The sequence below is a fragment of the Blastococcus sp. SYSU D01042 genome (genome assembly GCF_054050515.1).
Map to the genome: position 1 here is coordinate 256,158 of NZ_JBJGZM010000001.1, position 25,260 is coordinate 281,417.

Below are 25,260 nucleotides of genomic sequence, written 5' to 3' on the forward strand. Positions count from 1 at the left end.
ACCGGGCCTCCCGCGAACGGCCCGGGCGGTTCCGCGCCGTTCACCCCGGACGGTAGGCCCGGCCACCGACGAAAGCGCCGCGCCGACACCCGGCGGAACACAACGTTCACCTGATCGGTCACACCGGCCACGCCCGAACCACCGCCCGGTCACGCCCCGGGACGTCAGCCGCGGTCAGCGACCGCGGCGCCGCTCCCACGGGTCGTCGTCCTCGGGACGGCGCAGCGCGGGGCGCTCCACGGTGTCGGTGCGCTCCCCCGGCGGCACCCGGGGACGCTCCTGCCGCGCGCGGTCGTCCCAGCCGTCGTCCCACCGGTCGTCGTGCTCGTCGTCCGGGTAGCCGTCCCACTCGTCGTCGGACCACTGCGCGGCCGCGCGCCGGCGCGGGCGCAGCGCCACCAGCGCCCACAGCAGCGGCACCGCCAGCACCGGCCACTGCACGGAGGGCTCGCCGAGCCACACCATCCCCGCGACGAGGAGGACGGCGAGCCAGCCCGCCGTCCACAGCCCGAGCACCCGGGCGGCTCGCGGATCGCGGCGCACGGCGCTCAGGCGGCCGCGAGCTCGCCGGCGACGGCGGCCGGGGTGAGCGGCTCGTCGAGCAGCCGCAGGAAGCGGTCGGCGGCCGGCTGCTCCTCCGGCCGCGCCCCGAGCCAGCGCGACAGCAGCCCGTAGCCCTCGACGTAGGTCGAGATGTAGGCCCGCCACAGCGGATCGGTGAGGAAGCGGATCTGCTGGCGGGCCCGGTCGCCGGCCACCAGCGACCAGCGCTGCAGGTAGGCCGCCACGTCGTCGGCGTCGGCGCCGCGGTCGTGCAGCAGGATCGCCGCGTCCTGCCGCACCCGGTTCAGCGGCGCCGCGGCAGCGGCGATGCGCTCGGCCAGGTGCCCGTCGAAGCGCAGCCCGAGGTCGCCCAGGATCTCCGCCGACCACGGCCCCCACCCGTCGCCGATCGCCGCCTCGACGCCGAGGTCGGCCAGCCCCTCGGCCATGAGGCACTCCGGGGTGTTGACCAGGAAGACGGTGTGCTCGACGCGGCCGGCGCGCTCGACCAGCCCGCGCTCCTTGCGGCAGTGCTCGGTGTGGTGACCGGGGTAGGACTCGTGCGCGACGAGGTGCGCGAGCTGGGAGAGCCGGTGCGGGAGGTCGGCGTTGATCGCCACGCGCGAGCGGAAGCCGCCCTCGTAGTAGTTGAAGCCCGACCACGGCTTGTCGGTGACCACCTCGTACCGGACGGTCTCCACCTCGGGCAGCCCGTACCGGCCGCGCACGCGGTCGCGCAGCGCGCTGGACAGCGCGTGCACGGCGGCCTCGAGCCGGTCCGGCGGGCACTCCTCCCGCCGCCGGTGGGCGGCGTACCGCTCGGTGAGCGAGCCGGTGCCGGGCAGCAGCCGGTCGAGCTCGGCGTGCGCCGCCGCGTAGTCGGCCTCGTCGCCGAGGGTGACGTCGACCTGGAAGTAGCGGGACACCTCCTCGACGAACCCCACCGGCTCGCCGCTCATCTTCCGCGCGCTGCACTCCAGACCGGTCAGCTGCCCGCGCAGGAACTCCGCCCGGTCGGGGGCCAGGCCCGCGGCGTCGAGCTCCCGGAGCAGGTCGCGGGCCCGGTCCCGCAGCTGCTGCGGGGTCGGCGCCGGCTCGTCGAGCACCTGCGCGCGGATGCGCGGGTCGCCGGTGAACGCGTCGACGAAGCCGGCCTCCAGGCGGTCGAAGCGCAGCCCCAGCCGCACGTACTCCGCGGGCAGGTCGAGGGCTCCGGCGCTCATGCGGGCAGTCTCGCAGCCCGCGGTCACTCGCCGAAGCGGCGGTGCCGGGCGGAGTAGTCGCGCAGGGCGCGCAGGAAGTCGACCCGCCGGAAGTCGGGCCAGTACACGTCGGTGAAGTGGAACTCGGCGTTCGCCGTCTGCCACAGCAGGAAGCCGGACATGCGCTGCTCGCCGCTGGTCCGGATGACCAGGTCGCAGTCCGGCTGCCCGCGGGTGTAGAGGTGCTCGGCGATGTGCTCGACCTCGAGGGCCTCCACGAGGTCGTCCAGCGACGTCCCCCGCGCGGCGTGCTCGGACAGCAGCGAGCGGACGGCGTCGGCGATCTCCCGCCGTCCGCCGTAGCCGACGGCCAGGTTGACCGTGGCGCCGCCGCGGTCGCGGGTGTCCTCCTCGACCTGCTTGAGGACGGCGACGGTCTCCGGCGGGAGCACCTCCGCGGCGCCCATCGAGCGGATCTGCCACCGGCGGCCGGGACCGGCCAGGTCGACGGCGACGTCCTCGATGATCCGCAGCAGCGCGCTGAGCTCGGGTTCGGGACGGCGCAGGTTGTCGGTGGACAGCATGAAGAGGGTGACCACCTGCACGCCGGCGTCGTCGCACCAGCCCAGCAGGTCGACGATCTTGCTGGCACCGCGGCGGTGCCCGTGGGCGACGTCCTCCATGCCGATGGAGCGCGCCCAGCGGCGGTTGCCGTCCATGATCACGCCGACGTGCCGCGGGATGTCGGCACCGACCAGCCCACGGGCCAGCCGGCGCTCGTAGACGCGGGTGAGCGCGTCCCGCACACCGCGCCGCACACCCACGAACGCTCACCCTAGGCCCACTGCCCGCGGCGGACACGACGCCGCTGGCAGCAAGCTCACAGTGCCTCCGGATGACGGCGGACCTACGGCTCCGTAGCCTCGGCGCATGAGAACCTCGTCCCCCGCCGACCGCGAGCCCGTCCGGGTCGAGGCCGACAGCGCGGAGCTGGAAGCGCCGCGCCAGGAGGCGGTCACCGCCGTCCTCGAGGAGGGCGAGCGGGTCGAACGGGCCTGGACCGCCGAGGACTTCGGCGACTCCGACTGGAACCACCCCGACACCCGGCCGCGGATGCGCGGCTGGCTGCACCTGTTCTCGTTCTTCGGCGCGATCGTCGCCGGCGCCGTGCTCATCCCGCTGGCCTATGTGCAGAGCGCGCGGGCGGGGCTCTCCGTGACCGTCTACTGCCTCACGATCTGCGGCCTCTTCGGCGTCAGCGCGCTCTACCACCGCCGCCGCTGGTCACCGCGCGGCTGGAAGATCATGAAGCGGCTCGACCACTCGATGATCTTCCTGTTCATCGCCGGGACGTACACGCCCTTCGCGCTGCTGGCCGTCGACCAGGTGACCGGCTTCTGGGTGCTCGCGGTGGTCTGGATCGGCGCGATCTGCGGCGTGACGCTGAAGATGACCTGGCCGACGGCGCCCCGCTGGGTGGGCGTGCCGCTCTACATCGGCCTGGGCTGGGTCGCCGTCTTCGTCCTGACCGACATCCTGCACTTCGCCGGCGTCGCGTCGCTGGTCCTGCTCGCCACCGGCGGCGTGCTCTACACCCTCGGCGGCATCGCCTACGGCATCAAGAAGCCCAACCCGTGGCCGGGCACGTTCGGCTACCACGAGGTCTTCCACGCGATGACCGTCGTGGCCGCGATCTGCCACTACATCGCCGTCTACTTCGCGATGTACAACTCGCCCTTCAACTGAGCCGGCCGGTCAGGGCACCGGGTCAGCTGAAGGGCGGGCGGTCGTCCAGGCGGACGGAGAGCCGCCCGGCGGTGCGCCACAGGCGGGCGGTGAGGTCCCTGTCGGACTCGGTGACCAGGTTGCCCATCACGCGCAGCGCGACGGTCATCAGCGGGCGGGAGCGCATGCCCACCGGCCCGGCCGCCGGCAGGAAGCGGGGCAGGGTGAGCAGCCCGGCCAGCCGGCGGGCGATGGAGAACGCCTCGCCGTAGTGCCCGCGCAGGGTCTCCGGCCACGCGGTCGACCAGTCGGGCTCGTCGAGCAGCCCGGCGATCGACCGGCCGGTCTCCAGGCCGTAGTCGATGCCCTCCCCGTTGAGCGGGTTGACGCAGCCGGCGGCGTCACCGACCAGCGCCCAGTTGCGCCCTGCGACGCCGGACACCGCGCCGCCCATGGGCAGCAGCGCCGAGGCCGGCAGCCGGACGTCGCCGTCGAGACCCCACTCGGCGCGGCGGGTGTCGGTGTACTTCTCGAGCAGGCTCTTCAGCTGCACCCCGGCCGGGCGGCGGGACGTCGCCAGCGTGCCGACGCCGATGTTCACCTCCCCCGCCTCCGCGCCCAGCGGGAAGATCCACCCGTAGCCCGAGAGCAGCTCGCCCTCGACCCCGCGCAGCTCCAGGTGCGAGGAGATCCACTCGTCGTCGGCCCGGGCGGAGCGGACGTAGCCCCGGGCGGCGACCCCGTAGGCGGTGTCTCGGTGCCACGTGCGGCCGAGCAGCCGGCCCAGCGGCGAGCGCACACCGTCGGCCACCACGAGGCGCCGGCAGGCCACGGTCGACCGCTGCCCGTCGGAGTGCTCGAACACGACGGCCCGCACCCGGTCGCCGTCACGCTCCACGTCCACGGCGCGGGCACCGTCCATCGGCGCGACCCCGGCGTCGAGGGCCACCTGCCGGATCCGCGCGTCCAGCTCGGTCCGGGGCACGGCGCTGCCGTGGTCGGGGAGCTCCCCGCCCGGCCAGGGCAGCTGCCACTCCCGGCCGAAGCCCGCGGCCCGCAGCCCCCGGTTGCGCGCCTTGCCGCGCGCCCAGTCGCCGAGCCCGAGCCGGTCGAGCTCGGCGACGGCGCGCGGCGTCAGCCCGTCGCCGCAGGTCTTGTCGCGCGGGAAGACGGCGGCGTCGGCGAGGACGACGTCGCGGCCGTCGCGCGCCGCCCAGGCAGCGGCCGCGGACCCCGCCGGCCCGGCTCCCACCACGAGGACGTCGGTGGCGGCGGGGAGGGCGCTGGTCGGCACGTCACCCAGTGTCCCTGGTCGGCTCAGCCGGGCTGCGGACCCCGTGCCCGGACCTCCTCGACCGACGCCATGGCCGCGCGCAGCTCGGCCAGCCAGTCCTCGGTGTTGCGGCCGACCAGGCGCACGGCCCAGACCAGCGCCTCGGACCGCGACCGGGCGACCCCGGCGTCGACCAGCGTGTCCAGGACCAGCCGCTCGGGCTGGCGCAGCCGGGTCATCACCGGAACCGACAGGGTGGTGAACAGCTCGCGGGTGCCGCCGCACGCGGCGCCCCAGGCGACGGAGCGGCCGTACCGCTCCTGGGCGGCGTCGGCGATCGCCATCCGCTCGCGCCGGGTGTCCTCGCGGAAGCGGGCGATCCGGCCGGCCTGCGCGGCGACGGCGTCCCCCTCCCCGGCCGAGGGCTCCGGCAACGTGCCGACGACGGTGATCTCGTCGCGGTCGACGAGCAGCTCGACCGGACCGGTGAACCAGCCGTCCGGGAGCCGGCCGGCGAACCAGCCGGCGACCTCCGCGCGGTCGACCGGCGGCGCCGTCTCCTGGGCGCGGCCGCCCGGCCCGCGGCCGCGTCCGCGGCGGGAGCCGGGACCGAAGGCGGCGTCGGCGAATCGGTGGGCGTGCATGGCGACCTCCCGGTGCAGCGGTTGATTACACGCTTACAACGGTAGACCGCAGCGGACCGTTCGCAAGGGTCGCCCGCTCCGCCGACGGCGAACGCGACCTATCCCCGGGGCGTGGGCCCCTCGGGCCGGTCGTCGTCCCGGCGCGGCGCCTCGATCGCCCGCGGCGCCCGGCGCAGCGTGTCCAGCAGCTCCTGCCCCGGCTCGTCGCGCCGGTCCAGCTCGGAGATGTCGTCGGGGACGACGACCGAGGAGGCCTCGTCGGCCGGGTCGAAGCTGCGGGGCAGCTTCCGGAGGTGTCCCGTCATGGACCGGACGAGGAACGCGACCGCGACGAGCAGCACGACGATGAGCAGCAGGCCCAGCGGGCCGGACTTGCCGACGTCCTCCGGCAGCTGCTGCTCCGCGGCCAGGACGGCTCCCAGGGTGGTGCTCATCGGGCGGCCACCTCGCTGCGCAGGCCGGCGAACAGGTCGTCCTCCGGCGCCGAGGCCTCCACCAGCGAGCGGGCGAGCTCGTAGTCCTCGGTCGGCCAGATCTCCTGCTGCGTCTCGATCGGGCAGGCGAACCAGCGGCCCAGCGGGTCGATCTGGGTGGCGTGGGCGATGAGCGCGGCGTCGCGGACGGCGAAGTACTCGCCGCACGGCACCTTCGTGGTGACGCGGTGGGAGATGTCGCGCGCCGGGTCCCAGTTGGCCAGCCACTCGGTGTACGGCGACTCCGCGCCGGTCGCGAGGATCGCCTCGTGCAGCGCCTTCGTCCGGGGCAGCGTGAAGCTCATGTGGTAGTAGAGCTTGCTCGGCTGCCAGGGGTCGCCGAGCCCGGGGTAGCGGTCGGGGTCGCCGGCGGCCTCGAAGGCGTGCACGGAGACCTCGTGGGTCTTGATGTGGTCGGGGTGCGGGTAGCCGCCGCGCTCGTCGTAGGTCGTGATGACGTGCGGCTTGAAGCGGCGGATCAGGGCGACGAGCGGCGCAGCCGCCTCCTCGAGCGGCACGAGCGCGAAGCAGCCCTCGGGCAGCGGCGGCAGCGGGTCGCCCTCGGGCAGGCCGGAGTCGACGAAGCCGAGGAACTCCTGCTCGACGCCGAGGATCTCGCGGGCCTTCGCCATCTCCTCGACGCGGATCTGGGGCAGCCGCTCCCACACCTCGGGGCGGTCCATCGCCGGGTTGAGCACGGAGCCGCGCTCGCCGCCGGTGCAGGTGGCCACCATGACCTGCACGCCCTCGGCGACGTACTTGGCCATGGTGGCGGCGCCCTTGCTCGACTCGTCGTCCGGGTGGGCGTGGACGGCGAGCAGGCGCAGCTGGTCGGGTCGGGTCACCGGAGCATTGTCCCCCGTCCGGCCGCGGAGCCGGTGGACCGTCCCCGCACCCGCCGGACCGGTGCCCCGACCGGCGCCTCGGACGGGTGAACTGTGTCGCCGGTCACCCCCGAACCGGTACCGTCTCGTAACCCGGGAGCGGCCCCGCAGCTCCGTGCACCCGCCTTCCGCGCGGTGTTAGCTTGGCCGTTCGACCACCGGCCGTCCCCGTTCGGGGGCGGCCTCCCGATTATCAGGAGTCCGTCGTGTCCACCCCCACCGACGAGCAGGACCAGGGCGTCTGGCTGACCCAGGACGCCTACGACCGGCTCAAGGCCGAGCTCGACCAGCTGGTGGCGAACCGCCCGGCCATGGCCGCGGAGATCAACGCCCGCCGCGAAGAGGGCGACCTCAAGGAGAACGGCGGGTACCACGCCGCCAAGGACGAGCAGGGCAAGCAGGAGGGCCGGATCCGCCAGCTGACCGACCTGCTGCGCAAGGCCCAGGTCGGCGAGCCGCCGGCGACGGCGACCAACGCCGCGCTCGGCACCGTGATCACCGTCAAGTTCGCCGGCGACGACGACACGGAGAAGTTCCTGCTCGGCTCTCGCGAGATCGCCGGCACCACCGACCTGACCGTCTACTCCCCCGAGTCGGCGCTGGGCGCGGCCATTCTGGGCGCGGCTCCGGGCGCCACGGTGACCTACCAGGCGCCCAACGGCCGGGACATGACCGTCGAGGTCGTCGGCGTCGAGCCGTTCGTCCCCTGATCTGCCGGTGACCCGATCCCGTCGGGCAGAGAACACCGGGTTCGCGTGCGTGCACTGCGCGACACCGGTGCCCGCCAACACCGACGGGCACTACCGGAACCACTGCCCGTACTGCCTGTGGTCGCTGCACGTCGACGAGCTGCCCGGTGACCGGGCGAGCACGTGCCGGCAGCCGATGGAGCCGGTCGGGCTGGTGGAGAAGTCGGGCAAGGGCTGGCAGGTGGTGCACCGCTGCACCGCCTGCGGCCACCGCCAGCCCAACCGTCTCGTCCGGGACGGCGACGCCCCCGACGACCTGGACCTGGTGCTGTCCCTGCCCTGGTTATGAGGCCAGGCCCCGGCGCCTGAGCAGGGGGCCGGGGTCGGCGTCGCGGCCGCGGACGGCGCGGAAGGCCTCGAGCGGGTCCACCGATCCCCCGACGGCGAGCAGCTCGCGACGGAAGGTGTCGCCGTTCTCGCGGCTCAGCCCGCCGTTCTCCTTGAACCACTCCACGGTGTCGGCGTCGAGGACCTCCGACCAGATGTAGGAGTAGTAGCCGGCCGAGTAGCCGCCGGCGAAGACGTGGTTGAAGTACGTCGTCCGGTAGCGCGGCGGCACGAGCTCGGAGACCACGCCGGCCCGCTCCAGCGCGCCCCGCTCGAACTCCTGCGGGTCGCCGACCTCGGTGTCCGGCCCGATCCGGTGCCAGGCCTGGTCCAGCAGCGTGGCCGCCAGGTACTCCAGCGTCGCGAAGCCCTCGCCCCACAGCCGCGCGGCGTCGACCGCCTCCACCGCCGCGGCCGGGATCGGCTCGCCGGTCTCGACGTGCCGGGCGTAGTTGCCCAGCACCTCCGGCCAGGTCGCCCACATCTCGTTGACCTGGCTCGGGAACTCGACGAAGTCGCGCGGCACGCTGGTGCCGGCGAACCGCGGGAAGGTGACCGACGAGCTGAGCCCGTGCAGGGCGTGCCCGAACTCGTGGAAGAGCGTGTCCACCTCCTCCAGCGTCAACAGGGCGGGGCGGCCCTCCGGAGGGCGCGAGACGTTGAGGTTGTTGACCACGACCGGTGAGGTGCCGAGCAGCCGTGACTGGGTGACGAAGGAGTTCATCCAGGCGCCACCGCGCTTGCCCTCGCGGGCGAAGTAGTCGCCCAGGTAGAGCCCGACCGGGGAACCGTCGGCGTCGCTGACCTCCCAGACCCGCACCTCGGGGTGGTAGCCGGACAGATCCGGGCGCGGGGTGAAGCGGAACCCGTAGAGCAGCTCGGCGGCGTGGAAGACGCCGTCGACCAGCACCCGGTCCAGCTCGAAGTACGAGCGCAGCGCGGCGGTGTCGACGGCGTAGCGCTCGGCGCGGACCTGCTCGCTGTAGAAGGCCCAGTCCCACGGCGCGAGCTCGACGCCGTCGCGGGCTGCGGCCTCGGCGAGCACCGCCGCCTCGGCCTCGGCATTGGCCACCGACGCCGGGACCATCGAGGCCAGCATCGCGTCGACCGCCTCGGTGGTGCGAGCGGTCTGGTCGGCCAGCACGAGCTCGGCGTGCGAGGCGAAGCCCAGCAGCCGCGCCCGCTGTGCGCGGAGCGTGGCGATGCGGACGGCCACCGGACCGTTGTCGTGCTCCCCGGAGGACGCCCGGCCCACCGAGGCCTCGTGCACGCGGCGCCGCAGGTCCCGGTCCCGGAGCTTGGCCAGCACCGGCTGCCGGGTGGGCAGGAACAGCGGGAGGAGCCACCCCTCCGACCCGCGGTCCGTCGCGGCGGTCCGTGCGGCGTCGATCTCCTCCGGGCTCAGCCCGGCCAGCTGCGCCACGTCGTCGACGTGCACCGCCGCGGCCTCCATGGCCAGCTGCACGTTCTGCCCGAAGGTCGTCGTCAGGCCGGACAGCTCCTGGTTGAGCGCGGTGAGCCGCTCGCGCCCGGCCTCGTCCAGCTGAGCGCCCGCCAGCCGGAAGTCCAGGTGGTAGCGCTCGACCAGGCGCAGCTGCTCCGCGTCGAGACCGAGGTCGTGACGGGCCTCGTGCACCGCGTCGATGCGCGCGAAGAGCGCCGGGTCCAGCCGCAGCGCGTCGGAGTGGGCGGCGGCCAGCGGTGCGATCTCCCGCTCGATCTCCCGCAGCCGCGGCGTGGACACCGACGAGGTCAGGTTGCCGAAGACGCTCCACGCCCGGGTGAGCAGCCGGCCGGAGCGCTCCATCGCGACCACCGTGTTCTCGAAGCCCGCCGGCTCCGCGGAGCCCACGATCGCCGCGACCTCCGCCCGCTGCTCGACCATCCCGGCCAGCAGCGCCTCCCGGCAGTGCTCCGCGGTGATCTCCCCGAACGGCGGCAGCGCGAACGGCAGCGTCGAGGGGGTCGACAACGGGTTGGCGGAGGTCACCGAGGGGGTGTCTGCAGCACTCATCACGAGCTGTCTACACCGCGGTCCCGCGGGCCGCCGGTCAGCGGGACGCCGTCCGGCGGTAGGCGCGCACCGACAGCGGCACGAAGACCACCAGGATGGTCGCCGTCCACAGCAGCGTGTAGAGCACCGGGTTCTCCAGCGGCCACGCGTCGGGCACCGGCGCACCGGGGACGGTGTTGCCGAACAGCTCCCGGGCTCCCTGGACGACGGTGGACACCGGGTTCCACTCCGCGAACGTCTGCAGCACCGACGGGAAGGACTCCAGCGGCACGAAGGCGTTCGACGCGAACGTCAGCGGGAAGATGACCATGAAGCTGGCGTTGTTCACGACCTCCGGCGTGCGCACCAGCAGTCCGACCAGCGCCATCAGCCAGCTGACCGCGTAGGCGAAGACCAGCAGCAGCAGGAACCCACCGGCCGCCTCGAGCACCGACGAGTTGATCCGCCAGCCGACCGCCAGCCCGGTCAGCGCCATAACGGTGATCGAGATGACGTTCAGCCCGGCGTCCGCGACCGTGCGGCCGATGAGCACCGCGGCGCGGGACATCGGCAGCGACCGGAACCGGTCGATGAGGCCCTTCTGCAGGTCCTCGGCGATCGAGGCGCCGGTCACCGTCGACCCGAAGACCACCGTCTGCGCGAAGATGCCGGGCAGCAGGAACTCCGCGTAGTTGATGCCCGGCGGCAGGTTGATGGCGCCGCCGAAGACGTAGCGGAACAGCAGCACGAACATGATCGGCGACAGCGTCGCGAACACGATCAGGTCGGGCACCCGCTTGACCTTGATCAGGTTGCGCTTGGTGATGACGACGCTGTCCGACAGCGTCGCGGCCAGGCTGCTCATCGGACTCCTCCGGTGGGGACGGCCGCGACCTCGCGGTGCTCGTCGTCGTCGTCGGTGGCGGCCTCCTCGGCCGCGTGCCCGGTCAGGGCGAGGAACACGTCGTCGAGGTCGGGCCGGCGCAGGCCGACGTCGAAGATCTGCGCGGTCGAGCCGTCCAGCCGGCGCAGCGCCTCGGCCAGCACCTCCGCGCCGCCGCTCACCGGCATCGAGAAGCGCCGGCTCGCGGTGTCGACGTTCGGCTCGTCCACCGCCAGCGGCCGCAACGCCTCGACCATCCCGGGGAGGACTGCGGCGTCGGTGACGGTGAACTCCAGCCGCTGCCCGCCCACCTGCGCCTTGAGCTCGTCGGCGGTGCCGCGGGCGATCACCCGGCCGCGGTCGATGACCACCATGCGGTCGGCCAGCCGGTCGGCCTCCTCCAGGTACTGGGTGGTGAGCAGGATCGTCGTCCCGCCGTCGGCGAGCTCGGCGATGAACTCCCACATCGCCAGCCGGCTGCGCGGGTCCAGGCCGGTCGTCGGCTCGTCCAGGAACAGCACCCGCGGCCGGTTGATCAGCGAGGCGGCGATGTCCAGCCGGCGGCGCATGCCGCCGGAGTAGGTTTTGGCCGGCCGGTTCGCCGCCCCCGTGAGGTCGAACCGCTCCAGCAGCTCGCCCGCCCGCTTCCGCGCCTCCGCCCGGGGCAACCGGTACAGCCGGCCCACCATCTCGAGGTTCTCGAAGCCGGTGAGGTACTCGTCGACGGCGGCGTACTGGCCGGTGAGCCCGATGGTCGCGCGGACCGCGTCGGCGTCGCCCGCCACGTCGAGCCCGGCGACCTCCGCCCGACCGGCGTCGGCGGTCAGCAGCGTGGTCAGGATCCGCACCACCGTGGTCTTCCCGGCCCCGTTGGGGCCGAGCAGCCCCAGCACCGAGCCCTCGGTCACCGTCAGGTCCACTCCGTCCAGGGCGGTGGTGGCGCCGAAGCGCTTCACGAGGCCCTCGACGACGATCGCGTCGGTCATGCCGGCCACGCTAGGGCGGGGTACCGACAGTTCCCGAGTGCTTTTCGCGGAGAGCGGAGCGTGCGCTGGGCATCCATGACCGTGACGACCGCGCTCGGGCGCCGAACTCAGCGCCCGCCGCGAGGGAGATCGTTCGGCGCCCCCGTTCGGGCCGTCCGCGTCGTACCGTTCCTGGGGTGACGGACACCGCCGGAACAGCCACCGGACCGACCACCCCCGCCCCCGCTGCCACGACGCTCGGCGAGCTGCGCGCCAGCGGCGCCACCGCCCGCCCGGTCAAGGCCGAGATCCGGGCCAACCTGCTCGCCCGCCTCGGCCGCGGGGAGCCCAGCCTGCCCGGCATGGTGGGCTTCGAGGACACCGTGCTGCCCGAGGTCGAGCGGGCGCTCATCGCCGGCCACGACCTGGTGCTGCTCGGCGAGCGCGGCCAGGGCAAGACCCGGCTGATCCGCACGCTGGTCGGCCTGCTCGACGAGTGGACCCCCGTGCTCACGGGCAGCGAGCTCAACGAGCACCCGCTGGCCCCGATCAGCGTGTGGGCCCACCGGCAGATCGCCGAGCACGGCGACGCCACCCCCGTCGGCTGGCTGCACCGCAGCGAGCGCTTCGGCGAGAAGCTGGCCACCCCCGACACCAGCGTCGGCGACCTCATCGGCGACGTCGACCCCATCAAGGTCGCCGAGGGGCGCACGCTCGGCGACCCCGAGACGGTCCACTACGGGCTGGTCCCGCGCACCAACCGCGGCATCTTCAGCGTCAACGAGCTGCCCGACCTGGCCGAGCGGATCCAGGTCGCGCTGCTCAACGTGCTCGAGGAACGCGACATCCAGATCCGCGGCTACCGGGTCCGGCTGCCGCTGGACCTCCTCCTGGTGGCCAGCGCCAACCCCGAGGACTACACCAACCGCGGCCGGATCATCACCCCGCTCAAGGACCGGTTCGGCGCCGAGGTGCGCACCCACTACCCGATCGAGCTCGCCGACGAGATCCGGCTGCTGCACCAGGAGGCGCAGACCTCCGCGCTGGGCGGCGACGACCAGAGCGCCCCGCTGGTGCCCGAGCACCTGACCGAGATCGTCGCCCGGTTCACCCGCCTGGTTCGCGAGTCCACGCACGTGGACCAGCGCTCCGGCGTCAGCGCCCGCTTCGCCATCGCCGGCCTGGAGACGGTGGCCGCCTCCGCCGTCCGCCGGGCGGCCATCGCCGGGGAGACCCGTCCGGTGGCCCGCGTGGTCGACCTCCCGAGCGTCGTCCCGGCCAGCCGCGGCAAGGTCGAGTTCGCCGACTCCGGCAGCGACAACGACGACGACCGCGAGCTGGAGATCCTCGACCACCTGCTGCGGCAGGCGACGGCGCAGACGTTCCGCGCGCGGTGCGCCGGCCTGGACCTCACCGGGCTGCAGGAGCACTTCACCGGCGGGGAGACCGTGGAGTCCGGCGAGCTGGTGAGCGCCCCGGCGCTGCTGGGCCAGCTCGGCACCATCCCGCGGCTGGCCGAGCTCCTCGGCCGGCTCGGCGTCCCGGAGGGCGAGCAGTCCGCCGAGCAGGCCGCCGCGGCCGTGGAGTTCGCACTCGAGGGCCTCTACCTGACCCGGCGGCTGGCGAAGGACACCGACGGCGGCCGCACGATCTACGGGGCCTGACCATGACCCGGGGGCGCACGCCGAAGGGGTACCGCTACGGACGCTGGCGCGGCGGGCCCGACCCGCTCGCGCCGCCCTACGACCTGGGCAACGCCGTCGACGAGATCGGCGACTCCGTGCTGGCCGGCAGCGGCGTGCGCGAGGCGCTGCGCGAGCTGCTGCGCCGCGGCGCCGAGGGCCGCCGCGGCCTCGACGAGCTGCGGCGCTCGGTGCGCGAGCGGCTGCGCAAGGCCCGCACCGCCGGCCGGATGGACGGCACGCTGCAGGAGGTGCGCGAGCTGCTGGACCGGGCGGTCGAGGCCGAGCGCCGCGAGCTCTTCCCGGACCCCGACGACTCGGCCCGGCTGGCCGAGGGCGAGCTCGACGCCCTCCCCGAGGACACCGCCGGGGCCGTGCGCGCGCTCAAGGACTGGCAGTGGCGGTCCGACGAGGCGCGGCAGGCCTACGAGCAGATCCAGGACCTGCTGCGCCGGGAGGTGCTCGACAGCTCCTTCGCCTCCATGAAGCAGGCGCTGGAGAACGCCGGCGAGCAGGACATGCAGGCCATCAAGGACATGGTCGCCGACCTCTCGCAGCTGGTCGACGCGCACAACCGCGGCGAGGACACCGACGAGCGGTTCGCCGACTTCATGGACAAGCACGGCCAGTTCTTCCCCGACGACCCGCAGTCGGTCGAGGAGCTCATCGACTCCCTGGCCCGCCGGGCCGCCGCGCAGGAACGCATGATGGCCGGGCTCTCCCCCGAGCAGCGGGCCGAGCTGGCCGACCTCATGGCGCAGACCATGGAGGACATGGGGCTGGCCAGCGAGATGGCCCACCTGGGCGACGCGCTGCGCCAGGCCCGTCCGGACCTCCCCTGGGGCCGGCGCGGCCAGGTGCCCGACGGCGAGCAGGCCCTCGGCATGGGTGACGCGACTTCCGCCGTCGCCGAGCTCGCCGACCTGGAGGCGCTGTCCAACCAGCTCTCGCAGGGCTACGCCGGCGCCTCGCTGGCCGACATCGACGAGGAGCTGCTCGAGCGCGCGCTCGGCCGGCCCGCCGTCGACGACCTCGCCGCCCTGCGGCAGATGGAGACCGAGCTCGAGCGGCAGGGCTACCTCAACCGGTCCGGCGGGAAGCTGGAGCTCTCGCCCAAGGCGGTGCGGCGGCTGGGGGCGACGGCGCTGCGCCGCGTGTTCGCCCAGCTCGACGCCGCCGGCCGGGGCGACCACGACGTGGCCGACGCGGGCGCGGCCGGCGAGCTCACCGGCAGCTCGCGGGAGTGGCGGTTCGGCGACGAGCAGCCGCTGGACGTCGTCCGCACGGTGAAGAACGCCGTCCTGCGCACCGCGCACGAGCCGCGACCCGAGCACGAGCGCCGCGTCCGCATCGCCGTCGAGGACTTCGAGGTCGTCGAGACCGAGCGGCGCACCGGCGCCGCGGTCGCGCTGCTGGTCGACCTCTCCTACTCCATGGCGCTGCGCGGCACGTGGGGCGCGGCGAAGTCGACGGCGATGGCCCTGCACTCGCTGGTCACCACCCGCTTCCCGCAGGACGCCATCGAGATCATCGGCTTCGCCTCGACCGCGCAGGTGCTGCGCCCGGAGACCCTCGCCGAGCTGTCGGTCGACACGCTGCAGGGCACGAACCTGCAGCACGGCCTGATGCTCGCCCGGCGGTTCCTGGCCCGGCACCACGACGCCGAGCCGGTGGTGCTGGTGGTCACCGACGGCGAGCCGACGGCCCACCTGGAGGACGACGGGACGCCGTTCTTCTGCTGGCCACCGATGCCCGAGACGATCGCCCGCACGGTGGCCGAGGTCGAGCGGGTCGCCCGCTCCGGCGCCACGGTCAACGTGTTCGCGCTCGACCCGGACCCGGGTCTGGTGCACTTCGTGCACGACCTGACCGAGCGAGCCGGCGGCCGGGTGTTCACCCCGGACAGCGACCGGCTCGGCGAGTTCGTCGTGGCCGACTACCTGCGGTCGCGGAAGGGCCGCCGCAGCCGCTGACCGCTCACTCCTGGGCGCGCCCGCGGTCTGCAGCACATGACCGAGTACGCGCTGGCCGCGGACGGCACCCGCATCGCCTACGACCGCGAGGGCGCCGGCCAGCCGCTGGTCCTGATCGGCGGCGCGGGCCAGTTCCGAGCGGTGGACGCCGACACGCGGCTGCTGACCGGCGAGCTGGCGCGGCGCGGCTTCGACGTCGTCCACCACGACCGGCCCGGCCGCGGCGACAGCGGCGGCGAGCCGCCGTTCGGGCTGGCCCGCGAGGTGGCGGCGGTCCGCGCACTGCTCGACCTCGTCGGCGGCCGGGCGTGGCTGTACGGCAGCTCGTCGGGCGGCGCGATCGCCCTCGCCGCGGCCGCCGAGCTCGACGGCGTGGAGCGGCTGTTCCTCTGGGAGGTGCCGCTGGGCCCCGAGTGCGGGGCGGACGGGCCCGCGTACCTGTCCGCCGTCCGGGACCTCGTGGCGGCCGGCGACCGCGAGGCCGTGTGGCGGCTCTACACCGACGGCATGCCGCCGCAGTGGTTCCGGGACATGCGCGACGGGCCGCGCTGGCCGCTGTACGAGCGCATGGCCCCCACCCTCGAGGCCGACGCGGAGGCGCTGGCCTGGACGCAGTCGGCGCCCCGGTCCCGGTTGTGGGCCGGCATCACCGCTCCGGCCGTCGTGCTCGTCGGCACCGGCACCTTCGCGTTCATGCACGACGCCGCGGATGCGCTCGTCGCCGCGCTGCCGGCCGCCGAGCGGGTGCACCTGCCCGGCAGCGGGCACCGCTGGCAGGTCTCCGACCTCGCCGACCGGCTGGCCGCGCACCTGCCGCCCGCGGTCAGCGCCCCGGCTGCGCGCCGCTGGAGCTGATGCCGGGGACGGCGCCGGCGCGGAACGCGTCGACGAAGAGCCGGAAGTCCTCCTGGGTCCGCCGCGCGTAGGCGTGCCCGAAGTCGACCAGGTCGGCGACGAACTCCTCGCGCCGGCCGTCGAGCATCGCGACGATCGCCTCCTCGGTCTGGAACGGCACCAGCGCGTGGTCGCTGTCGGCGTCGCCCACGCAGTGCAGCTTGGCCGTCGCCCGGCCCAGCTGCGCGAGCACCGGCCGGATCTCGTCGGGCTCGGTGAGGTCCTCCCACTCGAGGTCCAGCTCGTAGGGCGACAGCTCGGCGACGACGAAGCCGGTCCCGCGGAGCTCGGTGTACCCGAGGAACTGGGACGCGTGCGACTGCAACGCCCGCCGGCTCACCGCCGTCCGGTGCCCCTCGTGCTCGAAGTACCCCCGGATCGCCGGATCGGTCACGATCCGGCTGGGCGCCGGCACGGCGCCCTGCTTCACCGACAGGACGACGTCGTTCTCCAGCGCCTGGTCGTAGCCCTCGAGCAGCACGTTGTAGGCGGGCAGCCCGGCGCTGCCGATGCCGAACCCGGCGGTCCCGATGAGGTCCTTCACGTCGTAGGCGACCTCGCGCCGCCAGGGGCGCGGCGGCAGCGTGGCCTGGTACCGGTCCAGCGCCGCCCTGACCTCGTCGTGCTCGGCCTCCTCCAGCCGCCGGTTGCGCGGCGAGTCGGCGAAGCGGCGCTCCCCGTCCTCCACGACGGTCATCCGGTCGAGCAGGCCCAACCGGGTCCGACCGGCCGTCCGGCGGATGAGGTCCCGCACGGCGCCCTCGGTGTTGCCCGCGACGAGGGCGAAGTCCCGGTCGGCGTCGGAGCGGGTGAAGGCCTCCACCTGGTCCAGCCAGGCGTCCAGGTAGACGGCGAGGAGCTCGCCGATCACCTCGTCGGAGAACGCCTTGCGCCAGGCCAGCAGGGCGAAGCTGGCGGCGAACCGGCGCAGGTCCCAGCTCACGTGCCCGAGGTAGGCCTCGTCGAAGTCGTTGACGTCGAAGACGATCCGCCCCGTCGCGTCCATGTAGGTGCCGAAGTTCTCGGCGTGCAGGTCGCCGTGGATCCACACGCGCGAGGTGCGCTCGTCGCACCAGCGGTCCTCGGTGCCCGCCATGTCGGCGTAGAACAGGCACGCGCTGCCCCGGTAGAAGGCGAACGGGTCGGCGGCCATCTTCCGGAACTTGGTCCGGAAGGCCGCGGCGTCGGCTGCCATCAGGTCGGAGAAGGCTTCGACGAGGACGTCGACGATCTGCCGGGACCGCTCGTCGAGCTGCGCGGACGGGGTCACACCTGCGGGGGAGACGGCCACGGGGTGCACGGTAGGCGGCGGATAACCTCGGTGGCGACGACCGGGGACGCATCCGACGACGGCCGGAGGGAGGCACCGTGACGCGAGCGAGCGCGGCCCGCAGGCTGGCCTCGGGTGCCGCCTACGGCGGTGGCGGCGTCGGCCTCCTCGGGGCGCTGGTCTACGCGCTGCTCCGGGAGGAGGCGCGCGCCGCCCGGCGCCGGGTGGACGCCCGCCGCGAGCCTGATCCCCCGTCCGGCGACGGCGTCTACGGCCGGGGCCGCGGCACCCCGATCTCGTTCACCGTGCTCGGCGACTCCAGCGCGGTGGGCCTGGGTGTCGACCGCGCGGCCCAGACCCCGGGTGTCCTGGTCGCGGCCGCGCTGGCCGAGCTGGCCGAGCGGCCGGTCCGGCTGACCCGGCTGGCCGTCTCCGGCGCCAAGTCCCCGCAGCTCGACGCGCAGGTCGACGCCGCCCTCCTGGAGCGGCCCGACGTCGCGCTCATCATGATCGGCGCGAACGACGTCACCAGCCGGACCAAGCCGGCCGTCTCGGTGCGCCACCTCGGGGACGCCGTCCGCCGGCTGACCGCGGCCGGTGCCGAGGTGGTGGTCGGCACCTGCCCGGACCTCGGCACGATCCGCCCGATCGGTCAGCCGCTGCGGACCCTCGCCCGCCGCTGGAGCCGGCAGATGGCGGCGGCGCAGACCATCGCCGTCGTCGAGGCCGGCGGCCGCACCGTCTCGCTGGGGTCGGTCCTCGGGCCGTCCTTCGCCACCGACCGCTCGCTGTTCAGCCGGGACGAGTTCCACCCCAGCGCCTACGGCTACGCGCACGCCGCCGCGGTGATCCTGCCGTCGGTGGCCGACGCGCTCGGCGTCTGGCCGGCGGCCGAGCGCCGCCGGGGTCCGCTGCGCCGCGACACCGTGCGCCCGGTCGCCAGCGCGGCCGCCCGTGCCGCCAGCCGCACCGGCAGCGAGGTGCAGCCGGCCGAGGTGGCCGGCTCGGCCGCCGGGCCGCGGGGCGGTTGGGCCCTGCTGCGCCGCCGCCGGCCGCCGGAGATCCCCGCGGCGGAGCTCGCCGAGCAGGCCGAGCAGGAGCCGGTCGCGCCCTGAGCGCCGCGTGACGCGGACCACAGCGCGCGCCGTCGTGTGCCGCGGCTCATAGGCGCGGACGCGGCCGGGGTAGCTTCGTGGGTGACCCGACGTCCGGCGAGAGCGTGGCCGGACCCCCTCATCGTGGAGGACCCATGCCCGAAGCAGTCATCGTCAGCACCGCCCGCTCCCCCATCGGCCGCGCCTTCAAGGGCTCGCTGAAGGACCTGCGCCCCGACGACCTCGCCGCCACCATCGTGAAGGCCGCGCTGGACAAGGTGCCGGCTCTGGACCCCCGCGACGTCGACGACCTGATGCTCGGCGTCGGCCTCCCCGGCGGTGAGCAGGGCTACAACATGGGTCGCGTCGTCAGCGTGCTCATGGGCATGGACCACCTGCCCGGCACCACGATCACCCGCTACTGCTCCTCGTCGCTGCAGACCACCCGCATGGCGCTGCACGCCATCAAGGCCGGCGAGGGCGACGTCTTCATCTCCGCCGGTGTCGAGATGGTGTCCCGCTTCGTCAAGGGCAACAGCGACGGCCTGCCGGACACGAAGAACCCGCTGTTCAACGAGGCGCAGGCCAAGGCCGCCAAGGCCGCCGAGAGCGGCGCCGACACGTGGGTCGACCCGCGCGAGAGCGGCGAGATCCCCGACGTCTACATCGCCATGGGCCAGACGGCGGAGAACCTGGCGCTGATCAAGGACGTCTCCCGCCAGGAGATGGACGAGTTCGCCGCCCGCAGCCAGCAGCTGGCCGTGGAGTCGATCGACAACGGCTTCTGGGCCCGCGAGATCACCCCCGTGACGACGCCGGACGGCACCGTCGTCAGCCAGGACGACGGCCCCCGTCGCGGCACCACCGTCGAGGCGCTGTCCGGCCTGAAGCCGGCCTTCCGCCCCGACGGCCGGGCCACCGCCGGCAACGCCTGCCCGCTCAACGACGGCGCCGCCGCCGTGGTCGTCATGAGCGACACCAAGGCCGCCGAGCTGGGCCTGACCCCGCTGGCCCGCATCGTCTCGACGGCGGTCACCGGTCTGTCGCCGGAGATCATGGGCTACGGCCCCGTCGACGCCTCGAAGCTGGCGCTCAAGCGCGCGGGCATGAGCATCGACGACATCGACCTCGTCGAGATCAACGAGGCGTTCGCCGCTCAGGTCATCCCGAGCTACCGGGACCTCAACATCGACATCGACAAGCTGAACGTCAACGGTGGCGCCATCGCCGTCGGGCACCCGTTCGGCATGACCGGTGCCCGCATCACCGGCACGCTGATCAACGGCCTGCAGACCCGGGACAAGACCTTCGGTCTGGAGACCATGTGCGTCGGTGGCGGCATGGGCATGGCGATGGTCATCGAGCGCCTGTCCTGATCCAGCTCCAGCAAGGCAGCGGCCCGGCCCCTCGTGGGGCCGGGCCGCTGTGCGTTCCGAGGGCGACGCCCCCCGGACGAGGCAGTGGCCCGGCCCCCGTGCGGGGACCGGGCCACTGCTCGGTGGTGTCCGGGTACTACTCGCGCAGGTAGCTGAGCAGCCGCAGGATCTCGATGTACAGCCAGACCACGGTGACCAGCAGGCCGAACGCGATGTACCAGGCGAACTTCGCCGGGGCGCCGCGCCGGATGGCCTCGTCGGCCGCGTCGAAGTCCATGAGCAGCAGGAACGCGGCGATGCCGATCATCACGACGCTGAACAGGATGCCCAGCGGGCCGTCGCTGCGGATGCCGAGGCCGTCGTCCATGAAGAAGTAGGCGACGAAGTTGGCCAGCATCAGCACCAGCGCGCCGACGAGCGCGCCGATCACCCAGCGGGTCAGCTTGGGGGTCACCCGGACGGCGCCGGTCTTGTAGACCACCAGCATGCCGCCGAAGACACCGAAGGTGCCGATCAGGGCCTGCACCACGATGCCGGGGTAGACGGTGTTGAACGCCTCGCTGATCGCGCCCAGGGCGACGCCGTAGAGCGCGCCGTAGGAGAGCGTGGCGATCGGGTTCGCGATCTGCTTGAACGAGATCACCAGGCCCAGCACGAAGGCGGCGAGGACGGCCGGGAGGGCCAGGCCCCACGCGGCCTGACCGGGGGCGGCCCACACGGCCGCCGCGGCGATCACGGTGACCAGGAACGACAGCCCGGTCTTGGTGACGACGTCGTCCATCGTCATGTACCGCGTCGTCGTCGCCGAGTACGGCGACGGAGCGGCGTAGGGGTCCTGCGTGGGGGCACCGTACTGGCCGGGCGCGCCGTACTGCGGCGCGGAGCCCCAGCCCGCCTGCTGCTGGCCGCCTGCGCCGCCGAGCCCCCGGAAAGCGGGGTTACTGCTGGGCATTGTCATCTCCTCGAGGTGACCGCTGGATCGTGTCGTACACGGTGGTGCACTCCACTCGGTCTGGTCAACGCCCGGAGGTCCCCGGTAGTTCCGGCGTGTCGACGACGCTCCCGGCCGGTGCCGGTGGTGCCCCCGGTCGGGTTCGAACCGACGCTGGGACCCTTTTAAGGGGCCTGCCTCTGCCGATTGGGCTACGGGGGCCGTACGTCCTCGCTGCCTGCACGCTAGTGCGGCGCGGTGCCGGCCGATCCGGCGATCTCCGTCGCCCGGCCGAGGACGGCGTCGAGCATCGGCTCGGTCAGCTTGCCGGTGAAGGTGTTCTGCTGGCTGACGTGGTAGCTGCCCAGCACGGTGAGCGGGCCGCGCGGACCGGTGAGCTCCACCTCGGCGCCGTGACCGAAGACCGGGCGGGGGCGCGGGACCGCGTAGCCGGCCGCGGCGAGCACCGGCCACAGCGCCGTCCACCCGAAGCCCCCGAGGACCACGACCACCCGGAGCTGCGGCAGCAGGTCCAGCTCGCGGGCGAGCCACGGCGAGCAGGTGTCCCGCTCCGCGGGGGTGGGCGCGTTGGCCGGCGGGGCGCAGCGGACCGCCGCCGCGACCCGCACGCCGGTGAGCTGGAGGCCGTCCCCGACGTGGGTCGAGGCCGGCTGGTTGGCCAGGCCGGCCCGCCACAGCGCCGCGAAGATCCAATCGCCGCTGCGGTCGCCGGTGAACACCCGTCCGGTGCGGTTGCCCCCGTGCGCGGCGGGTGCGAGCCCGACGACGGCGATGCGCGAGTCGGCCGGGCCGAGCCCCGGCACCGGCCGACCCCAGTAGTCCTCCTCGCGGAACGAGGCACGCTTCACCCGAGCGACCTCCTCGCGCCACGCCACCAGGCGGGGGCAGGCGAAGCAGTTCGAGATCCGTCGGTCCAGGACGGTGAGCTCCCGGGTCGCCCGTGCGGAGCGGACGACCCCCGCCGCTGTCCGGGTGACGGGGAGGCCTGCCGCGGCGTCGGAGAGCACGGCCCAGTGTGGCTGCGGGTCAAGATCCCTCTTCGGAGGGGTTCGCCCCGGTCCCCCCGTCCCTACGCTCGGGAGGTCAGCACTCCGCCCGGACGGCGCGAGATGCCGCACGGACGAAGGGTGAGCCCGGATGAGCGCGACGGCGCTGCCCGCTGCGCACGAGCTGCAGCGAACAGGACCCGACCGGCCGCACCCGGGCGCCTCCCGGACGACCGTCGTCTCCGAGCTCGGCGGGTTCGACGCCCTCGCCGCGGCGTGGGACGACCTCTGGCGCCGCAGCCCCGCCGCCACGGCCTTCTCGTCGCACGCGTGGTGCAGCGCCTGGGCGCGCGCCTACGTGCCCGCCGGGCAGCTGGCTGCGGTCACCGTCTGGGACGGTGACGTGCTCGTCGCCGCGGCTCCGCTCTTCCGGGCCCGCCGCGGGCCGGTGACGGTGCTGGCTCTCCTCGGCGGCCCGCTGAGCGACTCCTCCGACGTCCTCCTCGACCCGCGGGTCCCCGACGCGGGCCCGCGGCTCGTCCGCGCGCTGGCGCAGGTCCCCGGGTGGCGGGTCCTCGACCTGCCCGAGGTGCTGCCGGGATCGGCGGCCGAGCGGTGGGTGCAGCTCTGGCCGGGCCGGGTGCGGCGGTCCCCGTCCTCGCTCAACCTCGAGCTGCCGGTGCTGCCACAGGCCGACCTCCTGGCGCGCGTCCCGTCGCGGACGGCCGGCACCCTGCGCCGGAAGCTCAAGAAGGTCGACAAGCTGGGGATCGAGCGGGTCGAGCTGACGCCGGCCGAGGTCCCGGACGCCGTCGCGGAGCTGATCCGGCTGCACGAGGCGCAGTGGGCGGGCCGGCGCGGCAACCCCGAGCACCTCACCGAGCGGTTCCGGACCTTCCTGGCCGAGGCGCTCACGGCGATGGTCGCCGGAGGCCGGGCGGTGGTCGTCGAGTACCGCCTGGACGGCCGGGTGATGGCCAGCGAGGTGGACCTGGTCGGGCACCGGGAGCTGGCCTACTACCTCGCCGGGATCGACCCGGACCTGCGCGAGCACATCGACACCTCGGTGCTCCTCGTGGGCGGCGCCCTGGCCCTCGCCGAACGGCTGGAGCTCCCCCGCTACTCGTTCCTGCGGGGCGACGAGGACTACAAGCTCCGCTGGCGTCCTGACCACGTGACGGCGGAGCGGGTGCTGCTCCCCCGGCCCGGCCTCCTGGGCTCCGCCGGCTACATCCCCGTGACGACCGCCGCCTCGGCCGTGCTGGCGATGGCGCGGCGGGCGCTCGACGGCCGTGCGCGGGAGCTCGCCCGCAGCGCCATGCACCGCGTGCGGCAGGCCCGCGCCGGCGGCTGAACGGCTCAGCCGCGGGCGAGGCGCAGCGCGATGCCGTCGAGGATGTCGTGCTCGCTGACCACGACCTCGTCCATGCCGAACTCGTCCACGATCACGCGCAGGATCAGCGCGCCGGCGCCGATGACGTCGACCCGGCCGGGGTGCATGACCGGCAGCGCCGCGCGCTGCTGCCGCGGCATGGCCAGGAGGCGCTCGCTGACCCGGCGCACGTCCGCGGCCGGGATGCGCGAGCCGTGGATCGCCACCGGGTCGTACTCCGGCAGGTCCAGCGCCAGCGCGGCGACCGTGGTGACCGAGCCGGCCAGCCCGACCAGGCTCACCGCCTCGCGCACCGGCACCTCCTCGGCGACCAGCGCCAGCGCCGCCCGGATGTCGGCGACGGTGGCCCGCACCTCGGCGTCGCTCGGCGGGTCGCCCGCCAGCCGGCGCTCGGTGAGCCGCACGCAGCCGATGTCGACCGACCGCGCCGCGCGTGGGCCGGCGGCGTCCCCGAGCACGAACTCCGTCGACCCGCCGCCGATGTCCACGACCAGGAACGGGGCCCGGGGCGCCGCGGTGCCGTGCGCCGCCGCGGCCGTCTCCAGCGACGCCGTGGCGCCCAGGAAGGAGAGCTCCGCCTCCTCGCTGCCGGGCACGACATCGGGCAGCCGGCCCAGGGTGGTGAGCACCATCTGCTCGAAGTCGGCGCGGTTGGCGGCGTCGCGGGTGGCGCTGGTGGCGACCATGCGGACGTCCTGCGCCCCCAGCTCGCGCGCCGTGCCTGCGTACTCGGCCAGCACCTTCCGGGTGCGCTCGATGGCCTCGGGGGCCAGCCGCCCGGTCGCGTCGACGCCCTGGCCCAGCCGCACGACCTCCATCCGGCGCACCAGGTCGGTCGCGCCGCCGGTGGCCGGCACGTCGGCGACGAGCAGCCGGATGGAGTTGGTCCCGCAGTCGATGGCGGCGACCCGCGTCACGCGGTCCCCTCCGCAGGGCCCTCGGGCCGCGCGCAGGGGCCCTTGGCCCACCACTCCCCCATCTCGGCGACCGCGCGGTCGCCGATCGGGTTCACACCGGGCCCGACGGCGAGCGCGTGACCGGCCAGCGCGTGCAGGCACTTGACCCGGTCGGGCATCCCACCGGCGGTCATGCGTGTCGGCAGCACGTCCTTGGCGTCCCGCTCGGCGAGGTAGGCCTCGTGCGCGGCCGAGTAGGCCGCAGCCAGCTCCGGATCGGTCCCGAGCTCGTCCTGCCACTCGCGCATCCGGCCGGCGGACTCGAGCCGGCTCGCCGCAGCGTTCGCCCGGGGGCAGGTCAGGTAGTACAGCGTGGGGAACGGGGTTCCGTCCTCGAGCCGCGGCGCGGTCTCGACGACGTCGGGCTGCCCGCACGGGCAGCGGTGCGCGACACCGGCCACCGCGCGCGGCGGCCGGCCCAGCTGCCGCTCCACGACGTCGCGGTCGGCCGGGCTGATCGGCTCGGTCACTCCTCGGGCTCCTCGGGCAGGTCGCCGTCGGCCCGGGCGACGGACTCCATCAGACCGGTGAACCACTGCTGCGGCTCATCAGGGGCGGTCGCCTCCTCCAGCGTGCCGGCGTCGCCCTCGACCGCCTCGCCGTCGACGACGACCACCAGCCGGTCACCGGGCAGCACGTAGGTGAGCCGCTCCCGGGCCTGCTGCCGGGTCCAGTCCGGATCCTGCTGGCGCTCCAGCTGCGCCTCCAGCTCGGCGGCGCGGCGGTCGAGCTCCCGGCCCTCGGCGGTGAGCTCCACCAGCTCCTGCTGACCGGCCAGGTACTGGCGCAGCGGCCCGGCCAGGGTGAGGGCGAGCAGCAGCACCAGCGCGAAGAGCAGCACCGCCCGCCCGGTGAACAGCGGGCGGCGGCGGGTCGCCGGCGCGGCGCCGCTGCGGGCCGGGCGGCGGGCGAGCCGGCGCTCCCCCGGGCGCCGCGTCGGGTGCGGCGTCCCGGTCCGCAGCCCGGTGCGCACGGGGCGGGTCGTGTGGACCCGTGGCGCGCGACCGGTGCTGCGGGACCCCG

Annotated in this window: 25 protein-coding genes and 1 tRNA gene; 9 read left to right on the plus strand and 17 right to left on the minus strand. The window is 74.4% G+C overall.

Translation table 11 applies throughout. From position 1 onward, the window contains the following. Window positions 1-174: 174 nt before the first annotated feature. The 3 genes from ACI79H_RS01305 to ACI79H_RS01315 are packed head-to-tail and all read right to left on the minus strand — an operon-like array spanning window position 175 to window position 2,569. Complete coding sequence (locus ACI79H_RS01305) at window positions 175-543, minus strand: hypothetical protein (RefSeq protein WP_456552565.1); 369 nt, start codon at window positions 541-543, stop codon at window positions 175-177. 5 nt (window positions 544-548) lie between these two features. Further along, window positions 549-1,766 (minus strand): DUF885 domain-containing protein, encoded by a 1,218-nt coding sequence (locus ACI79H_RS01310; RefSeq protein ID WP_456552566.1) that lies wholly within the window; start codon window positions 1,764-1,766, stop codon window positions 549-551. A gap of 23 nt (window positions 1,767-1,789) precedes the next feature. Next, entirely contained in the window at window positions 1,790-2,569 is a 780-nt protein-coding gene (locus tag ACI79H_RS01315; RefSeq protein ID WP_456552567.1) for an isoprenyl transferase, read from the minus strand. A 106-nt stretch (window positions 2,570-2,675) separates the two neighbouring features. On the opposite strand from ACI79H_RS01315, the gene trhA reads away from it, so the two are divergent. After that, window positions 2,676-3,491, plus strand: coding sequence for a PAQR family membrane homeostasis protein TrhA (gene trhA / locus ACI79H_RS01320; protein WP_456552568.1), 816 nt, complete (start codon window positions 2,676-2,678; stop codon window positions 3,489-3,491). 22 nt (window positions 3,492-3,513) lie between these two features. Here trhA and ACI79H_RS01325 read toward each other — a convergent pair whose 3' ends face one another. The 4 genes from ACI79H_RS01325 to mca all read right to left on the minus strand — a co-directional run bounded on the left by ACI79H_RS01325 (window position 3,514) and on the right by mca (window position 6,705). Further along, complete coding sequence (locus ACI79H_RS01325) at window positions 3,514-4,764, minus strand: geranylgeranyl reductase family protein (RefSeq protein ID WP_456552569.1); 1,251 nt, start codon at window positions 4,762-4,764, stop codon at window positions 3,514-3,516. Between the two features lie 23 nt (window positions 4,765-4,787). Further along, window positions 4,788-5,387, minus strand: a complete 600-nt coding sequence (locus tag ACI79H_RS01330) for a hypothetical protein (RefSeq protein WP_456552570.1) — start codon at window positions 5,385-5,387, stop codon at window positions 4,788-4,790. A 98-nt stretch (window positions 5,388-5,485) separates the two neighbouring features. Continuing rightward, window positions 5,486-5,821: a hypothetical protein gene (locus ACI79H_RS01335; RefSeq protein WP_456552571.1), complete on the minus strand. Its 336-nt coding sequence runs from the start codon at window positions 5,819-5,821 to the stop codon at window positions 5,486-5,488. Further along, the gene (mca, locus tag ACI79H_RS01340) at window positions 5,818-6,705 is read right to left on the minus strand and encodes a mycothiol conjugate amidase Mca (RefSeq protein ID WP_456552572.1); all 888 of its coding nucleotides are present in this window, start codon (window positions 6,703-6,705) and stop codon (window positions 5,818-5,820) included. Before mca ends, ACI79H_RS01335 begins: the two co-directional genes overlap by 4 nt. A 245-nt stretch (window positions 6,706-6,950) precedes the next feature. On the opposite strand from mca, the gene greA reads away from it, so the two are divergent. Both greA and ACI79H_RS01350 read left to right on the plus strand, forming a co-directional pair. Next, on the plus strand, window positions 6,951-7,454 hold the full coding sequence (gene greA, locus ACI79H_RS01345; protein ID WP_456552573.1) for a transcription elongation factor GreA: 504 nt from the start codon (window positions 6,951-6,953) through the stop codon (window positions 7,452-7,454). Between the two features lie 7 nt (window positions 7,455-7,461). Next, window positions 7,462-7,782, plus strand: a complete 321-nt coding sequence (locus ACI79H_RS01350; RefSeq protein ID WP_456552574.1) for an RNHCP domain-containing protein — start codon at window positions 7,462-7,464, stop codon at window positions 7,780-7,782. On the opposite strand, the gene ACI79H_RS01355 is transcribed toward ACI79H_RS01350, so the two are convergent. The 3 genes from ACI79H_RS01355 to ACI79H_RS01365 are packed head-to-tail and all read right to left on the minus strand — an operon-like array spanning window position 7,777 to window position 11,682. Further along, window positions 7,777-9,834, minus strand: coding sequence for a M3 family metallopeptidase (locus tag ACI79H_RS01355; RefSeq protein ID WP_456552575.1), 2,058 nt, complete (start codon window positions 9,832-9,834; stop codon window positions 7,777-7,779). The genes ACI79H_RS01350 and ACI79H_RS01355 overlap by 6 nt on opposite strands. A 37-nt stretch (window positions 9,835-9,871) precedes the next feature. After that, the gene (locus ACI79H_RS01360) at window positions 9,872-10,678 is read right to left on the minus strand and encodes an ABC transporter permease (RefSeq protein WP_456552576.1); all 807 of its coding nucleotides are present in this window, start codon (window positions 10,676-10,678) and stop codon (window positions 9,872-9,874) included. After that, window positions 10,675-11,682, minus strand: a complete 1,008-nt coding sequence (locus tag ACI79H_RS01365) for an ATP-binding cassette domain-containing protein (protein WP_456552577.1) — start codon at window positions 11,680-11,682, stop codon at window positions 10,675-10,677. Before ACI79H_RS01365 ends, ACI79H_RS01360 begins: the two co-directional genes overlap by 4 nt. A gap of 176 nt (window positions 11,683-11,858) precedes the next feature. Here ACI79H_RS01365 and ACI79H_RS01370 point away from each other — a divergent pair, with 176 nt between their 5' ends. The 3 genes from ACI79H_RS01370 to ACI79H_RS01380 are packed head-to-tail and all read left to right on the plus strand — an operon-like array spanning window position 11,859 to window position 16,171. Continuing rightward, the gene (locus ACI79H_RS01370; protein ID WP_456552578.1) at window positions 11,859-13,325 is read left to right on the plus strand and encodes a sigma 54-interacting transcriptional regulator; all 1,467 of its coding nucleotides are present in this window, start codon (window positions 11,859-11,861) and stop codon (window positions 13,323-13,325) included. 2 nt (window positions 13,326-13,327) lie between these two features. Continuing rightward, window positions 13,328-15,316: a VWA domain-containing protein gene (locus ACI79H_RS01375; RefSeq protein ID WP_456552579.1), complete on the plus strand. Its 1,989-nt coding sequence runs from the start codon at window positions 13,328-13,330 to the stop codon at window positions 15,314-15,316. 36 nt (window positions 15,317-15,352) lie between these two features. After that, window positions 15,353-16,171, plus strand: a complete 819-nt coding sequence (locus ACI79H_RS01380) for an alpha/beta fold hydrolase (RefSeq protein WP_456552580.1) — start codon at window positions 15,353-15,355, stop codon at window positions 16,169-16,171. On the opposite strand, the gene ACI79H_RS01385 is transcribed toward ACI79H_RS01380, so the two are convergent. Next, window positions 16,140-17,501 carry a DUF2252 domain-containing protein gene (locus ACI79H_RS01385; protein WP_456552581.1) on the minus strand — a complete coding sequence of 454 codons (1,362 nt, stop codon included), beginning with the start codon at window positions 17,499-17,501 and terminating at the stop codon, window positions 16,140-16,142. The genes ACI79H_RS01380 and ACI79H_RS01385 overlap by 32 nt on opposite strands. Before the next feature lie 77 nt (window positions 17,502-17,578). On the opposite strand from ACI79H_RS01385, the gene ACI79H_RS01390 reads away from it, so the two are divergent. Both ACI79H_RS01390 and ACI79H_RS01395 read left to right on the plus strand, forming a co-directional pair. Beyond that, window positions 17,579-18,595, plus strand: a complete 1,017-nt coding sequence (locus tag ACI79H_RS01390; protein WP_456552582.1) for an SGNH/GDSL hydrolase family protein — start codon at window positions 17,579-17,581, stop codon at window positions 18,593-18,595. 134 nt (window positions 18,596-18,729) lie between these two features. Beyond that, the gene (locus ACI79H_RS01395) at window positions 18,730-19,950 is read left to right on the plus strand and encodes an acetyl-CoA C-acetyltransferase (RefSeq protein ID WP_456552583.1); all 1,221 of its coding nucleotides are present in this window, start codon (window positions 18,730-18,732) and stop codon (window positions 19,948-19,950) included. A gap of 136 nt (window positions 19,951-20,086) precedes the next feature. Here ACI79H_RS01395 and ACI79H_RS01400 read toward each other — a convergent pair whose 3' ends face one another. The 3 genes from ACI79H_RS01400 to ACI79H_RS01410 all read right to left on the minus strand — a co-directional run bounded on the left by ACI79H_RS01400 (window position 20,087) and on the right by ACI79H_RS01410 (window position 21,750). Next, the gene (locus ACI79H_RS01400; RefSeq protein WP_456552584.1) at window positions 20,087-20,902 is read right to left on the minus strand and encodes a Bax inhibitor-1/YccA family protein; all 816 of its coding nucleotides are present in this window, start codon (window positions 20,900-20,902) and stop codon (window positions 20,087-20,089) included. Window positions 20,903-21,026: 124 nt separating this feature from the next. After that, window positions 21,027-21,103, minus strand: a tRNA-Leu gene (locus ACI79H_RS01405). A gap of 23 nt (window positions 21,104-21,126) precedes the next feature. Then, window positions 21,127-21,750 (minus strand): uracil-DNA glycosylase, encoded by a 624-nt coding sequence (locus ACI79H_RS01410; RefSeq protein ID WP_456552585.1) that lies wholly within the window; start codon window positions 21,748-21,750, stop codon window positions 21,127-21,129. A 289-nt stretch (window positions 21,751-22,039) separates the two neighbouring features. Here ACI79H_RS01410 and ACI79H_RS01415 point away from each other — a divergent pair, with 289 nt between their 5' ends. Next, window positions 22,040-23,242, plus strand: a complete 1,203-nt coding sequence (locus ACI79H_RS01415; RefSeq protein WP_456552586.1) for a GNAT family N-acetyltransferase — start codon at window positions 22,040-22,042, stop codon at window positions 23,240-23,242. Window positions 23,243-23,247: 5 nt separating this feature from the next. Here the strand turns inward: ACI79H_RS01415 and ACI79H_RS01420 are convergent, their stop codons facing one another. The 3 genes from ACI79H_RS01420 to ACI79H_RS01430 are packed head-to-tail and all read right to left on the minus strand — an operon-like array spanning window position 23,248 to window position 25,210. Beyond that, the gene (locus tag ACI79H_RS01420; RefSeq protein WP_456552587.1) at window positions 23,248-24,198 is read right to left on the minus strand and encodes a Ppx/GppA phosphatase family protein; all 951 of its coding nucleotides are present in this window, start codon (window positions 24,196-24,198) and stop codon (window positions 23,248-23,250) included. Beyond that, window positions 24,195-24,707, minus strand: coding sequence for a DUF501 domain-containing protein (locus tag ACI79H_RS01425; protein WP_456552588.1), 513 nt, complete (start codon window positions 24,705-24,707; stop codon window positions 24,195-24,197). Before ACI79H_RS01425 ends, ACI79H_RS01420 begins: the two co-directional genes overlap by 4 nt. After that, window positions 24,704-25,210 (minus strand): FtsB family cell division protein, encoded by a 507-nt coding sequence (locus tag ACI79H_RS01430; RefSeq protein WP_456552589.1) that lies wholly within the window; start codon window positions 25,208-25,210, stop codon window positions 24,704-24,706. Before ACI79H_RS01430 ends, ACI79H_RS01425 begins: the two co-directional genes overlap by 4 nt. Window positions 25,211-25,260: the final 50 nt, after the last annotated feature.